Below are 14,547 nucleotides of genomic sequence, written 5' to 3'. Positions count from 1 at the left end.
ATCACCTGTGGGAGCGAGCTTGCTCGCGATGGCGGTGTATCAGACAGCAGAATTGTTGAATGTGAGACCGCTATCGCGAGCAAGCTCGCTCCCACAGGGGAATTCATTGTTCACAAGATATTCGAGTAATCCGCCTCGATCCGGTCCAGGCTCAGGTGGTTGAGGAAGTTGGAGAAGCACATCCACGCCGACAACGCGTTCATGTCGCGGAACTGTTCCGGCAGGTACTTGGGCGGCACCACCAGGCCTTCGTCCACCAACTGACGCAAGGTACGCATGTCCTCCAGGGTGGTCTTGCCGCAGAACAGCAGCGGTATCTGCTCCAGCTTGCCTTTACGCACGGCCAGTTGAATGTAGTTGTAAATCATGATGAAGCCCTTGAGGTAGGACAAGTCTTTGGTAAATGGCAGACCGGTCGGCACCGAGCCGCGAAAAACGCGACTGGCGTTGCTGTAGCTCTCGGGCATCTCGAAGCCTTGTTCACGGAAGAACTCGAACACCTGCAGGAAATCCGCGCCCTCCTCCACCATGTGAATCGCGCGAGTTCGGTTGGTGAGCTTGCGCAGGCGACTGGGGTAGGAGGCGAAGGTGATGATTTCCATCAGGATCGCCAGGCCTTCCTGAGTGACCGTCGACGAGGGCGGGCCTTTGGCGAGAAAGGTGCAGATCGGCTGGTTCAGGCCGTTGAGCGTGGTGCCGACGTGCACCAGCCCTTCGTGGACCTCCAGGGCGCGCACATCGCGCTGGTTGAACATCGCGTCGGAGCGGATCTTGATGTAGTCGGCGCCGGCCGCCGCATCGGCGACGATGCCGTCGGACTCGAACACCCGAATGGTTTCCTCGGCTTCGCCAAACACCTTGTTCAACCGGTGCTGCAACAGGTCGACCGCCTCCTTGGCCGTCAGCGTCTTCGGTTCGTCCTTGAGGTCGCCACGACCGTCGATGTTGTTCAGGTATTCGGACAGCATCATGCCCAGGTCGGACAGGGTCGGGTCGCCGGCATGGAACGCATCGGACGCGGCGCCGTACAATTCCTGGGAAATCAAGCCGAAATCCTCGGTGCCGCGCGCTTCGAGCATGCGCACCACCATGCGGTACTCCTTGCACATGCGCCGCATGATCTGGCCGACAGGGTTGAACTGACCGAGCTGGCGGGTGATGTCACGCTCGATGTTCTGGAACTCCAGCTTCACTTTGCTGGAGTCGAACGCCAGCGGCCGGTTGAGGTAGTAGTCGCGGTCCACCGCCGGCATTTCCTTGCCCTTGGCCTTGAGGAAACCCTTGCGAATGTTGTCGTCCCATTTGACCGCATCGAGGACGCGGATCGGCGTCTGCGCCAACACGATGCGATCAGACAAAATGCGTATCGACTGTTGGTAATCGTCCACGCGAAACTCCTGTAGAAACCTGTGGGTGCTGCTTACTTGGCTTTGGCCTGGCGCTGATAGCGCACCGCTTCGACGAACACATCGGAATTGGCCGGGTCGTCGAGGTAGGCGGCGACTTGATCCATATGGCTGTCGATCAATACGCCATCGCCATCGCTGGTCTGGAAACTTTCACCGCTCAGGACGTTTTGCTTGATGGCCTGATTGATCTGTTCGAGGTCGAGGTTGTAAACCACCAACTCATGTTTGTCGGTCAGCTCAAAACCGCCGAGGGTGAAATGCCCGCCGAACTGCGCCGGCACCTTCGCCGACAGGTACCAGCGGCTGCCATGACGCGACACCGTGAAAGGATAGGCCTCCCGCTCCCCGGGCCTGGCCCGGTAATAGCTGACTGCCTGATAACGATTGTCGCCAATGCGAGTCAGTTCGAGGTTGAGCGCTTCGCCCCAGGCATTGGTGCTGGTCCATTTGCCGAGTAACCCTTTGGGCGCGGGGTCGCTTGCAGGCAGCGGCTCCTTGAAGGACACCAGACAGCCACTGAGCAGCAAGAACGACAAGGCGATCACAACGACACGCCAGGCTTTCATTCAATACTCCCTTTGAACACACACCGCCCTAAGGTGGACACATTCCCCTGTGGGAGCGAGCTTGCTCGCGATGACGGTGTGTCAGACAACATTAATGTTGAATGGTAAACCGCTATCGCGAGCAAGCTCGCTCCCACAGGGGAAAGCACCAGCCGGGACTACACCGACGCCAGCACCAGGTGCATGTAGCGCGTCAGGATGCCGAGCATTTCCTCTTCGGCGGCAGGCTCGTCTACGTTGAGCAGGCCCTGATATTCCATCCGGCCGATAATCGCCGTCAACACCTTGGCATCCTGATGCGGCTCGCGCGAGCCCAGCACCTGGAACAGCTGGCAAGAGCCCTGCAACAGGATTTGCTGATGCGAACGCACCAGTTCGGCCAGGCGCGGGTTAAGCAACGCTTCCTGACGGAACGCCTGCTCGGCCATCAGGTGTTCGCGGCGATTGATCAGTTGCCGGTGAACGTAGTCGGTCATCAGCCGTGCGATATCGTCCGCCAGTTTCGAGCGCGCCTGCGGGCTGCCATCGCCACTGGCGATCATGTCACGCAGCAGGCCCTCGTTGTTCACCCACAGCTTGCCCATGTACGCGGCACTGCGTTCCACGTATTGGGCGAAGGTATCGGTGAGCAGGTCATCGATATCCTTGAAATAGTAAGTGGTCGCCGACAACGGCACCTGCGCCTCGGCAGCAACCGCACGGTGCCGTACGGCGCGCACGCCATCGCGTACGACAATGCGCATCGCGGCGTCGAGAATGTCCTGTCGACGCTGCTCGCTGCCCTGTCGGCTGGCCTTGCGGCCCTGGTACTGAACACTTTCAGCGACCGCAGTGGCGATACCCGCTGCACCTTCTTGAGCCATTGCACGAATCACGACAGGTATTTCCTCTCAGATGAAACTAACAAGTTGATACGTTTGTACCAGACAGGCAATAAAAAACCGCCTGAAAAGGCGGTTTTTTAATTGAAACACTTACGCTTGCGGCCGCATGTGCGGGAACAGGATCACGTCGCGGATCGACGGGGAGTTGGTCAGCAGCATCACCAGACGGTCGATACCGATGCCTTCACCCGCCGTTGGCGGCATGCCGTACTCCAGCGCACGCACGAAGTCGGCGTCGTAGTGCATGGCTTCGTCGTCGCCGGCGTCCTTGTCGGCCACCTGGGCCATGAAGCGCTCGGCCTGGTCTTCTGCGTCGTTCAACTCGGAGTAGGCGTTGGCGATTTCACGACCACCGATGAACAGCTCGAATCGGTCGGTGACGTTCGGGTTGTCGTCGTTACGACGTGCCAGCGGCGACACTTCGAACGGGTACTGAGTAATGAAGTGCGGCTGTTCCAGCTTGTGCTCAACCAGCTCTTCGAAAATCATCACCTGCAGCTTGCCCAGTCCTTCGAAGCCCAGCACCTTGGCGCCGGCTTTCTTGGCAATTGCGCGAGCCTTGTCGATGTCGTTCAGGTCGTCAGCGGTCAGCTCGGGGTTGTACTTGAGGATCGAGTCGAATACCGACAGGCGCACGAACGGCTCGCCGAAGTGGAACACCTTGTCGCCGTACGGCACGTCGGTGCTGCCCAGAACCAGCTGCGCCAGTTCACGGAACAACTCTTCGGTCAGGTCCATGTTGTCTTCGTAGTCGGCGTAGGCCTGGTAGAACTCCAACATGGTGAATTCAGGGTTGTGACGAGTCGAAACGCCTTCGTTACGGAAGTTGCGGTTGATCTCGAACACTTTTTCAAACCCGCCGACAACAAGCCGCTTGAGGTACAACTCAGGCGCAATGCGCAAGAACATTTCCATGTCCAGCGCGTTGTGGTGGGTTTCGAACGGCTTGGCTGCCGCGCCGCCCGGAATGGTCTGCAGCATCGGCGTTTCCACTTCCAGGAAGTCACGCTTCATCAGGAAGCTGCGGATGTGGGCGATGACTTGCGAACGCACGCGGAACGTCTGGCGCACGTCTTCGTTGACGATCAGGTCAACGTACCGCTGGCGGTAGCGCTGTTCGGTGTCGGTCAGGCCGTGGTGCTTGTCCGGCAGCGGGCGCAGGGATTTGGTCAGCAGGCGCACGTTGGTCATTTCAACGTACAGGTCACCCTTGCCGGAACGGGCCAGGGTGCCTTCGGCGGCAATGATGTCGCCCATGTCCCAGGTTTTCACCGCGGCCAGGATTTCTTCGGACAGGGTCTTGCGATTGACGTAGACCTGGATACGACCGGTCATGTCCTGGATCACCATGAACGAGCCACGGTTGAGCATGATACGACCGGCAACCTTGACCGGGATCGCAGCCTCTGCCAGCTCTTCCTTGGTCTTGTCCGCGTACTGTTTCTGCAGTTGTTCGCAGTAGTTTTCGCGGCGGAAGTCATTCGGGAAGGCATTGCCCTTGGCGCGCTCGGCAGCAAGCTTTTCCTTGCGCAGGGCGATCAGGGAGTTTTCTTCCTGTTGCAGGGCTTGCGGGTCGAGTTCTAGGTCGCTCATGTCTTTAAATATTCCATCTGGTTCGTTTTCCCCGGCCTGCGGCCGGGGATCGCCGGCAAGCCGGCTCCTACAGGTGATCGCGGTGTGTCAGTAACTTACAGCCCGGACTTCAGGCTCGCTTCCAGGTATTCGTCGATGTCGCCATCGAGCACCTTGTCACAGTCGCTGCGTTCGATGTTGGTGCGCAGATCCTTGATCCGCGAGGCATCGAGCACGTACGAACGGATCTGATGACCCCAGCCGATATCGGACTTGGTGTCTTCCAGCGCCTGGGACGCCGCGTTGCGCTTCTGCATTTCCTGCTCGTACAACTTGGCCCGCAGCATTTTCATGGCGGTGTCCTTGTTGGCGTGCTGGGAACGTTCGTTCTGGCAGCTGACCACGGTATTGGTCGGTACGTGGGTGATACGTACGGCCGAGTCGGTGGTGTTTACGTGCTGACCACCGGCACCCGAGGAACGATAGGTGTCGATCCGCAAGTCTGCCGGGTTGATTTCGATTTCGACCTTGTCATCGATCTCTGGCGAGACGAACACCGCGGAGAACGAGGTGTGGCGACGGTTGCCGGAGTCGAACGGGCTCTTGCGCACCAGGCGGTGCACGCCGATCTCGGTGCGCAACCAGCCAAACGCGTATTCGCCCTTGATGTGCACGGTCGCGCCCTTGATCCCGGCGACTTCACCGGCGGACAATTCCATGATGGTCGCGTCGAAACCGCGTTTGTCGGCCCAGCGCAGGTACATGCGCAGCAGAATGTTGGCCCAGTCCTGGGCTTCGGTGCCGCCGGAACCGGCCTGGATGTCCAGGTAGGCGTTGTTCGGGTCCATTTCGTGGCTGAACATGCGACGGAATTCCAGCTTGGCCAGACTTTCCTCGAGTCGGGCCAGCTCGGCGACGACATCGTCCACTGCGCCTTCGTCGTTTTCTTCGACGGCCATGTCCAGCAGGTCGCGGCAATCGGCCAGACCGGTGTTCAGTTCGTCCAGGGTATCGACGATCTGCGCCAGCGCAGCGCGCTCGCGGCCCAACTCCTGGGCGTATTCAGGTTTGTTCCAGACACTCGGATCTTCAAGCTCGCGATTGACTTCGGTCAGACGCTCATGCTTTTGATCGTAGTCAAAGATACCCCCGAATGGTTTCGGAGCGCTCGGACAGGTCCTTGATGGTGTTCAGGATCGGGTTGATTTCCATGACGGGCAGCACTCGTTGGCGAACTTTTGAAAGCCGGCGAGTATACCGGGAAACAGCCGAAAACGGCAGTCCGCTTGGCCGAAATGCCAAGTCCCTGTAGGAGCGAGCTTGCTCGCGAGAAACGCTCAGGCACCGCGTTTATTCAGATAGCCATCGTCATCGTTAACGGCCATCGCGAGCAGGCTCGCTCCTACAGGGGGGAGGCTGTTCAGCCGATCCCCACCTGATTGCGCCCATTATTCTTCGCCAAATACAGCCCCTTGTCCGCCGCCAGGATCAGGTCGCGGCAGTTGCTGCCCGCTTTCGGGGTGATGGTCGACAGGCCGATGCTGATGGTCAGGCTCGACCCTTCGGTTGGCGAGTTATGCGGGATCTTCAGGGCTGCCACGGTCTGGCGCAGCTTCTCGGCGACAAGCCGCGCGCCGCCCTGGGAGGTGTTGGGCAGCACCAGGGCAAACTCTTCGCCGCCGTAGCGGGCCGGCAAGTCCGAAGGCCGGGCACTGGCCTCCTTGATCGCCGTGGCGACCTTGCGCAGGGCTTCATCGCCTTCCAGGTGGCCGAAACTGTCGTTGTAGGTCTTGAAGTAGTCGACATCGATCATCAGCAACGACAACTGGCTCTGCTCACGCAGCGAGCGGCGCCACTCCAGTTCCATGTACTCGTCGAAGTGCCGACGGTTCGACAACCCGGTCAGGCCATCGGAGTTCATCAGGCGTTGCAGGACCAGGTTGGTGTCGAGCAGTTGCTGCTGGCTGACCCGCAACGCGCGGTAGGCCGCATCCCGTTGCAGCAACGTCATGTAGGACCGCGAGTGATAGCGAATGCGCGCGACCAGTTCGATGTTGTCCGGTAGCTTGACCAGGTAATCGTTGGCCCCGGCGGCAAAGGCCGCGCTCTTGATCAGCGGATCTTCCTTGGTCGACAGGACAATGATCGGAATGTCCTTGGTCGCCGGGTGATTGCGGTATTCGCGCACCAGGCTCAGGCCGTCAAGGCCGGGCATGACCAGATCCTGCAGGATCACCGTCGGCTTGATGCGCACCGCGTGGGCGATGGCCTGGTGCGGGTCGGCGCAGAAGTGGAAATCGATGTTCTCTTCGTTCGACAGGCCCCGGCGCACGGCTTCGCCGATCATGGCCTGATCGTCCACCAGCAACACCATGGCGGCGTTTTCGTCGGTCTTGAAGTCGTCGAGCTGTAATTCATTCATGTGCGGTCACCTGAGTACTACTTGAGCCAGGAATGAGGAAAAATGTGCTCATTTGGCGAAAATCTCCAGCAATCGTGGCGCTATCTTGTCCAGCGGGCGAATCTCCACGGCAGCGTCGATGGCTGCGGCCGCCTTTGGCATGCCATACACCGCACTGCTGCCCTGGTCTTGTGCGATGGTCAGGTAGCCCTGTTGGCGCATGAGTTTAAGCCCCTGGGCGCCATCACGCCCCATGCCGGTGAGTAAAACCCCCACGGCGTCACCGTTCCAGTAACTGGCCACGCTTTCGAAGAACACATCGATGGAGGGCCGGTAGATTTCGTTGACCGGTTCGGCGGTGTAGGCCAGCGTGCCGTTTTTCAGCAAGCGAATATGGTGATTGGTGCCGGCCAGCAATACCGTGCCGCTTTGCGGCGGCTCGCCTTCCTCGGCCAGGCGCACGTTGAGGCCGCTGGCACTACCGAGCCATTCAGCCATGCCGGCGGCAAACACCTGGTCAACGTGCTGCACCAGCACGATGGCCGGGGAGAAATCACGCGGCAGGCCCTTGAGCAAGACCTCCAGCGCCGCCGGCCCACCGGCGGATGAGCCGATGGCGATCAGGCTCTGGCGTGAACCCGAACTGCGCAACGGTGCCGGCGCCGGGCGCGGGCGATTGCCCTTGTCGCCGATCAGCCAGCCGATGTTCATGATCTTGCGCAACAACGGCGCAGCCGCGTCCTGGGCATTGCCGGCGCCGACGGTCGGGGTGTCGACTACGTCCAGCGCACCGTGGCCCATGGCCTCGAACACCCGGTGCACGTTCTGCTGGCGATCCACGGTGACGATGACAATGGCGCACGGGGTCTCAGCCATGATCCGCCGCGTGGCCTCGACGCCATCCATCACCGGCATGATCAGGTCCATCAGGATCAGGTCCGGCGTGTCCTGGGCGCACAAGCGCACCGCTTCGGCGCCATTGCCGGCGACCCAGACGACCTCGTGTGTCGGCTCGAATGCCAGGGCGCGGCGCAGGGCCTCTACCGCCATGGGCATGTCGTTGACGATTGCAATCCTCATGCCCGCGCTCCTCCGATGAGCTCGACCACTGCATCGAGCAAGGCGTCGTCATGAAAACTGGCCTTGGCTAGATAATAGTCGGCCCCGGCATCCAGTCCACGGCGCCGGTCCTCCTCACGATCCTTGTAGGACACCACCATCACCGGCAGCGATTGCAGGCGATTGTCCCGACGCAGCAACGTAACCAGTTCGATGCCGTCCATGCGCGGCATATCAATGTCGGTGATCAACAGATCGAAATCCTCCGAACGCAACGCGTTCCAGCCGTCCATGCCGTCTACCGCAACCGCCACGTCGTATCCGCGATTGAGCAACAGCTTGCGCTGCAACTCTCGCACGGTCAGGGAATCGTCCACCACCAGAATTCGTTTGCGGGCGGCCTCGACCACCTGATTGCTGTGGCGGGCGATGCGCTCCAGGCGTCCGGTGTTGAGCAGCTTTTCCACAGACCGCAGCATGTCTTCGACATCGACGATCAGCACCACCGAGCCGTCGTCGAGCAAGGCCCCGGCGGAAATGTCCTGCACCTTGCCCAGACGCTCATCCAGCGGCAGCACCACCAATGTCCGCTCCCCGATAAACCGCTCCACGGCCACGCCGTAGATCGCATCGCGCTCGCGAATCACCACGACTTTCAGGGTTTGCCCGCTGTTCTGGCTGGCCGGGCGATGCAGCAACTGGCTGGCCGCCACCAGCCCGACATGCCGGCCTTCGTGCCAGAAATGCTGGCGACCTTCGACCTGCACGATGTCCGCCGGCTCCAGATCACACATGCGCTCAATGTGCGCCAGCGGAAAGGCATAGGCCTCGTCGCCGACTTCCACCACCAGACTGCGCACCACCGACAGGGTCAACGGCACTTCAAGATGGAAACGACTGCCCTCGCCCGCCGTCTGCTCCAGCACCACCGCACCGCGCAATTGCCGGACCATGTGCTGCACCGCATCCAGGCCGACGCCACGACCGGACACCTCGGTGACCCTGTCGCGCAGACTGAAACCGGGCAGGAACAGGAACGTCAGCAGCTCTTCTTCGCTCAACTGCGCGGCGGTTTCTGCGGGGGACAGATTTCGTTCAACGATACTGCGACGGACCTTTTCCAGATCCACGCCGTTACCGTCATCGCTCAACTCAAGCACCAGCAAACCAGCCTGATGCGAAGCGCGCAGGCGAATCAAACCTTCCGCCGGCTTGCCGGCCAGCAGGCGTTGTTCCGGGAGCTCGATGCCGTGGTCGACCGCGTTGCGCAGCAGGTGAGTCAGCGGCGCCTCGAGCTTTTCCAGCACGTCGCGATCGACCTGGGTCTTCTCGCCTTCAATTTCCAGTCGCACCTGTTTGCCCAGGTCACGCCCCAGATCACGGACCATGCGCACCTGCCCGGTCAGCACATCGGCAAAGGGCCGCATGCGACAGGCCAGCGCCGTGTCGTACAACACCTGCGCCCGCTGACTGGCATGCCAGGCGAACTCATCGAGTTCGGCGTTCTTTTCCATGAGCAATTGCTGGGATTGCGCGAGCAGGCGGCGCGCATCCTCAAGGGCTTCCTGGGCTTCCAGGCTCAAGGCGTGATCCTTGAGGTGAACGTTGAGATTCTCCAGCGCTCGCAGGCTGTTGCTCTGCATACGCTTGAGTCGTTGCATGGTCGCCAGGTGCGGTTTGAGGCGCTGGGTTTCCACCAGGGATTTGCTCGACAGATCGAGCAGGCTGTTCAGGCGCTCGGCGGTGACGCGCAACACACGTTCGCCATTTTCGGTGGTGCGTTTGGTCTTGCGCAGGGCGGGCGCCGCAGGCGGTTCGACGACAGGCGCCGGCGGCTCGACCTCGGGCGCGGGTGCTTCGAGCATGAGCTCGGAGATAATCCGTTCGGCCATGACCGGTTCGGCAGGCGCAACCAGCGGTGCTGTCGGATCCAGCAAGCGTGCCATCAAGGATACGTAAGCCTCAATGTCCACAGCCTGCGGGTTGTTGTCCGGCGTGGCGATGCGCATCAGCAGATCGGTGCCTTGCAGCAACGCATCGATGTGTTCGGGGCGCAGCAACAGGCGCCCTTCCTGGGCACTGACCAGGCAATCTTCCATCACGTGGGCGACGCTGACCCCGGCATCGACGCCCACGATCCGCGCCGCTCCCTTGAGCGAGTGCGCCGCACGCATGCACGATTCAAGCTGATCGGCCAGGGTCGGATCGCGCTCAAGCGCCAGCAGGCCGGCACTCAAGACCTGGGTCTGAGCTTCGGCCTCCAGGCTGAACAGCTCCAGCAAAGAGGCGTCGCGCATTTGCTCGGGGGTCATGTGAGGCTCCGGGTCACGGCGGACAACAGCTGTTCTTCATCCAGCCAACGCAGGCTGCGACCTTTGAATTGCAACACGCCACGGGTGTATCTGGCGCTGGCCTGGGCCCCCGAGCGCGATGCGCTATCGAGGATATGCTCGTCGATGGCGTGAATCCCGTCGACTTCGTCCACCGGCACCACCACCGGCCCGCCGTGGGCCGCGATGATCAGCATGCGCGGCATGACCCGCGCACCCGGTGCCACATTGCCGGTTCCGTCGAGCCCGAGCAGCTCCACCAGCGACAGGCAGGCGACCAGCGCGCCGCGCACATTCGCCACGCCGAGCAAGGCCCGGGAGCGCTGGTGCGGCAAAGAGTGAATCGCCTGCAACGGCGACACTTCCACCAGGCTGCGCGTGGCCAGGCCCAACCACTCTTCTCCTAGACGGAACATCAACAACGAGCGGGTTTTCACCTCACTCTCGAGCCCGACGGACACTGGCCCGCGCTCTTGCTGCTGCAAGGCATAACGATCGAGCAGACGCGTCGCGGCGGCCGAATACACCGCACAATTGCGGCAATGAATATGTTCGGCCAGCAACGGGCAGGACTTGTCGCCGTGGATACCGATGCGGTTCCAGCAATCGTCGATGACCTGGGCATCCCGGGTGACGCTGAAGGTGTCAGAGGCGATCATCGTTTACGCTCACTGTCGGCGGCGCGTGCGCTGCGGGCGGCACGTTCCTGCAATCGTCTGGCCCCCGCCGCGTCACCCTGGGCCTGCAGCAAGGCGGCCAGATGCATCAACGCTTCGGGATGTTGCGGTTCGAGGTACAACGCCTTGCGATAAAAGCCCTGGGCTTCCAGGACGTTTCCCGCTACATCACTGAGCAGTCCCAGCCAATAGAACACCTGGGCTACCGGTTCATGACTGCGCAAATAGCTGTCACACGCAGCCTTTGCCTCGGCGCTTTTGCCTTCGTTGGCCAGCCCGGCAATGTTCGCCAGCAGCACGGCCGTATCGGCGCCAGAGGATTTCGGCACAGGCGCCAATGGCACAACAGCGGCGAACGGACGACTGCGCACCGGCGCAGTTGGTCGATTGCGCAACGGTTGCGGCACAGGCAAGGGGGTTGGAACGAATGTCGGCAGGGGTTCAGGCTCCGCAGCCCCTTGTCGACTGAAGGCGAAGGACTGCGCGATACCGATCGAGCGCATCCCCAAACGCCCCAGCAGACTGCCTTCGGCCGGGCCGATAAACAGCACGCCGTCATCATGGGTCAGGCGCTTGAGCACTTCAAAGACTTGCTTCTGGGTCGGCTGGTCGAAATAGATCAGCAGGTTGCGACAAAACACGAAATCGAATGGCGGTTCACCAGCCAGCAAGGCCGGGTCCAGCAGATTGCCGACCTGCAAGCGCACCTGTTCCTGCACACGCGGGTCCAGGCGATAGCCGTCGCCTTCGGCAATGAAATGGCGGTCGCGGAACGCAATGTCGTCGCCCCGAAAGGAATTCTTGCCGTACAAGGCTCGCCTGGCTTTATCCACCGACAACGGGCTGACGTCCATGCCGTCGACCTTGAACTGGTGCGGCTTGAGCCCGGCATCGAGCAACGCCATGGCGATTGAATACGGTTCTTCACCGGTGGAACACGGCAGGCTGAGAATCCGCAGTGCGCGCAGGTTGTTGATTTCGCCCAGACGCTTGCTCGCCAGTTTCGCCAGGGTGGCGAAGGATTCCGGATACCGGAAGAACCAGGTTTCCGGAACGATCACCGCTTCGATCAATGCCTGTTGCTCGTCCCGTGAGCCCTGCAAGGTGAGCCAATACTCATCGGCCGAGACTGCTTGCGCAGCCACGCTGCGCTGGCGCACCGCCCGCTCGATGATTGCCGGCCCCACCGAGGTCACGTCGAGTCCGATTCGCTCCTTGAGGAAGTCGAAAAAACGCTGATCGCTGCTCATGGCCGCACCTCCAGCAGCGCCGGATCCATTGGCGGCGAAGGAAACAACAAGGCGCGCACCTGATCGTTCAGCAGATCACTGACCCGCACCCATTGCAGCAAGCCTTGCTCGTCCTTGCGCACCGGCCCCAGGTAAGGCGCCTGGCGATTGTCCAGGCCGTAGGGCTGAAAATCCGCCGGATCGCAGCGCAAGGTGTCGGTCGCCTGTTCCAGAATCAGCCCGAGCAGCTGTGTCTCGCCGGTTTCATCCGGGCAGTAGTTGACCAGCACCAGCCGGGTGCTGGTACGGGCCTGTGCCGGCGCGCCAAACGTCAGCGCACTCAAGTCGATCACCGGCACCACGGCACCCCGATAGGCGAACACCCCGGCGACCCAGGCGGGGGCATGGGCAATGGGCTTCAAGGGCAGGCGCGGCAGCACTTCAGCCACTTCGACAGCCTTCAAGGCATAGCGCTCGCTGCCGATGCGAAACACCAGAAACAATGCATGCAGCGCCTGCTTCACGGCAGAGCGCTTGGCCGTGATTTCGCTCATCAGACTTTGAATCGCGAAACGCCGCCGCGCAGCCCGACGGCCACCTGGCTCAGTTCATCGATGGCGAAACTGGCCTGGCGCAGAGACTCGACCGTCTGGCTGCTGGCATCACCCAACTGCACCAGCGCATGGTTGATCTGCTCGGCGCCGGTAGCCTGGGCCTGCATCCCTTCGTTGACCATCAGCACCCGCGGCGCCAGCGCCTGAACCTGATGGATGATCTGCGACAATTGCTCGCCGACCTGCTGCACCTCGGACATGCCGCGACGCACTTCTTCGGAAAACTTGTCCATGCCCATGACCCCGGCCGATACCGCCGACTGGATCTCGCGCACCATTTGCTCGATGTCGTAGGTGGCCACCGCCGTCTGGTCCGCCAGGCGCCGTACTTCGGTGGCGACCACGGCAAAACCGCGCCCGTACTCACCGGCCTTCTCGGCCTCGATGGCGGCGTTGAGCGACAGCAGGTTGGTCTGGTCGGCAACCTTGACGATGGTCACTACCACCTGATTGATGTTGCCGGCCTTCTCGTTGAGGATCGCCAGCTTGGCATTGACCAGATCGGCCGCGCCCATCACCGAGTGCATGGTTTCCTCCATGCGCGCCAGGCCCTGTTGCCCGGAGCCGGCGGCCACGGAAGCCTGATCGGCAGCGGTGGAAACCTCGGTCATGGTGCGCACCAGATCCCGGGAGGTGGCGGCGATTTCACGGGAGGTCGCGCCGATTTCCGTGGTGGTGGCGGCGGTTTCCGTGGCAGTTGCCTGTTGCTGCTTGGAGGTGGCGGCGATCTCGGTGACCGACGTGGTCACCTGCACCGACGAGCGCTGTGCCTGGGACACCAGCGAAGTGAGCTCGGCCATCATGTCGTTGAAACCGGTCTCCACCGCACCGAATTCGTCCTTGCGCTCCAGGTTGAGACGGCGGCTGAGATCGCCCGTACGCATGACTTCGAGGATCTGCACGATACGGCTCATCGGCGCCATGATCGCGCGCATCAACAACAGACCGCAGAGACCGGCGGCCAGCACCGCCACCAGCAGGGAAATGCCCATGATGGTTTTTGCGGTGAGCACCGCGTCATCGATGGCCGCAACATCCTGGTCCGCCACTGCTTTGTTATGACGCAGAATCTCACTGAGATTCGTTCGACCAGCCGTCCAGAGCGGGGTCAGTTCTTCATTGAACATCTTGATGGCTTCGGCGTCCTGGTTGCGTTTATGCAACTCGGCAACGGCAAGCAGGATCCGGTGGTAATCCCTTTGGATGGCTTCAAACGCGGCGTACTCGACCTTGTCTTCTTCCGTCGTGATCGTATGACGATAAAACTCCATCTGCTCTTGCAGACGCTCGGAGAAATCCTTGAAGTCCGACGCATCCTTGTCGGTGAAGCCCTGTCCCTGCTCCAGTCCCAGCATCCTCATCATCCGCAAATAACTGTCGGACCAGGCGCCGCGGATCATCGAGCTGTAATACAACCCCGGCAGAGCATCCTCGCGAACGCTGGCTTCGCTGCTTTCGATTTTCAACAGCCGCGAATACGAGACGACCACCATCAACAACATGATGGCGATAATTACCGCAAAGCTCGCCAAAATGCGTTGGCGTAACGTCCAATTCTTCACAGTCAATCCTCGGGCCTGATTCGAAATGCGGGGAGTATAGCCGAGGGCTGTGTTTCATTTATAAGACAGATGCAATCCACTTCCCATCCCGTTGAAAAAAGCGGGATTGGCTCTGGGTGGGACTGTCCGCTAATTGAGGGAATGGGTGTTAGGGGTGATTGGGTAGAATCGGGCGACGGATCGGCCATTGGGGGTGTGGCGTGGCTGAAAACCAGGACCCTGTGGGAGCTGGCTTGCCAGCGAA

12 protein-coding genes are annotated in these 14,547 nt (G+C 61.2%); all 12 read right to left on the bottom strand.

All coding sequences use genetic code 11. The annotated features are described in order from the left end of the window. Positions 1–110: 110 nt before the first annotated feature. Entirely contained in the window at positions 111–1,388 is a 1,278-nt protein-coding gene (locus Q8X48_RS10140; protein ID WP_015093729.1) for a flavohemoglobin expression-modulating QEGLA motif protein, read from the bottom strand. 32 nt (positions 1,389–1,420) lie between these two features. Then, the gene (locus Q8X48_RS10135; protein WP_407800641.1) at positions 1,421–1,975 is read right to left on the bottom strand and encodes a hypothetical protein; all 555 of its coding nucleotides are present in this window, start codon (positions 1,973–1,975) and stop codon (positions 1,421–1,423) included. A 158-nt stretch (positions 1,976–2,133) separates the two neighbouring features. Further along, positions 2,134–2,850 carry a TetR/AcrR family transcriptional regulator gene (locus Q8X48_RS10130; RefSeq protein WP_041474790.1) on the bottom strand — a complete coding sequence of 239 codons (717 nt, stop codon included), beginning with the start codon at positions 2,848–2,850 and terminating at the stop codon, positions 2,134–2,136. A gap of 99 nt (positions 2,851–2,949) precedes the next feature. Next, positions 2,950–4,452, bottom strand: coding sequence for a lysine--tRNA ligase (gene lysS / locus Q8X48_RS10125; RefSeq protein WP_407800640.1), 1,503 nt, complete (start codon positions 4,450–4,452; stop codon positions 2,950–2,952). A 95-nt stretch (positions 4,453–4,547) separates the two neighbouring features. Further along, positions 4,548–5,643 (bottom strand): peptide chain release factor 2 gene (gene prfB / locus Q8X48_RS10120; protein ID WP_095965010.1). Its coding sequence is split into 2 segments (ribosomal slippage): positions 4,548–5,570 and positions 5,572–5,643, totalling 1,095 coding nucleotides; the frame shifts between segments, so codons are not numbered across the junction. A gap of 208 nt (positions 5,644–5,851) precedes the next feature. Further along, on the bottom strand, positions 5,852–6,853 hold the full coding sequence (locus tag Q8X48_RS10115) for a response regulator (protein WP_126049610.1): 1,002 nt from the start codon (positions 6,851–6,853) through the stop codon (positions 5,852–5,854). 48 nt (positions 6,854–6,901) lie between these two features. After that, a complete protein-coding gene (locus Q8X48_RS10110) occupies positions 6,902–7,912 on the bottom strand; it encodes a chemotaxis response regulator protein-glutamate methylesterase (protein WP_407800639.1) in 1,011 nt (336 codons plus the stop codon). After that, on the bottom strand, positions 7,909–10,203 hold the full coding sequence (locus Q8X48_RS10105) for a hybrid sensor histidine kinase/response regulator (RefSeq protein WP_407800638.1): 2,295 nt from the start codon (positions 10,201–10,203) through the stop codon (positions 7,909–7,911). Before Q8X48_RS10105 ends, Q8X48_RS10110 begins: the two co-directional genes overlap by 4 nt. After that, the gene (locus Q8X48_RS10100; RefSeq protein WP_126049604.1) at positions 10,200–10,880 is read right to left on the bottom strand and encodes a chemotaxis protein CheW; all 681 of its coding nucleotides are present in this window, start codon (positions 10,878–10,880) and stop codon (positions 10,200–10,202) included. Before Q8X48_RS10100 ends, Q8X48_RS10105 begins: the two co-directional genes overlap by 4 nt. After that, positions 10,877–12,148, bottom strand: a complete 1,272-nt coding sequence (locus Q8X48_RS10095) for a CheR family methyltransferase (protein ID WP_407800637.1) — start codon at positions 12,146–12,148, stop codon at positions 10,877–10,879. The genes Q8X48_RS10100 and Q8X48_RS10095 overlap by 4 nt, the downstream gene beginning before the upstream one ends. Continuing rightward, a complete protein-coding gene (locus Q8X48_RS10090; protein WP_217837343.1) occupies positions 12,145–12,681 on the bottom strand; it encodes a chemotaxis protein CheW in 537 nt (178 codons plus the stop codon). The genes Q8X48_RS10095 and Q8X48_RS10090 overlap by 4 nt, the downstream gene beginning before the upstream one ends. Then, on the bottom strand, positions 12,681–14,303 hold the full coding sequence (locus Q8X48_RS10085) for a methyl-accepting chemotaxis protein (RefSeq protein WP_407800636.1): 1,623 nt from the start codon (positions 14,301–14,303) through the stop codon (positions 12,681–12,683). Before Q8X48_RS10085 ends, Q8X48_RS10090 begins: the two co-directional genes overlap by 1 nt. Positions 14,304–14,547 lie beyond the last annotated feature (244 nt).

It is taken from the genome of Pseudomonas sp. QLc11A, from assembly GCF_052112305.1.
In the GTDB taxonomy this organism is placed as follows: domain Bacteria; phylum Pseudomonadota; class Gammaproteobacteria; order Pseudomonadales; family Pseudomonadaceae; genus Aquipseudomonas; species Aquipseudomonas laurylsulfatiphila.
Note: the sequence above shows the minus strand (reverse complement) of the source record. Positions and strands in the feature narration are given on the sequence as shown.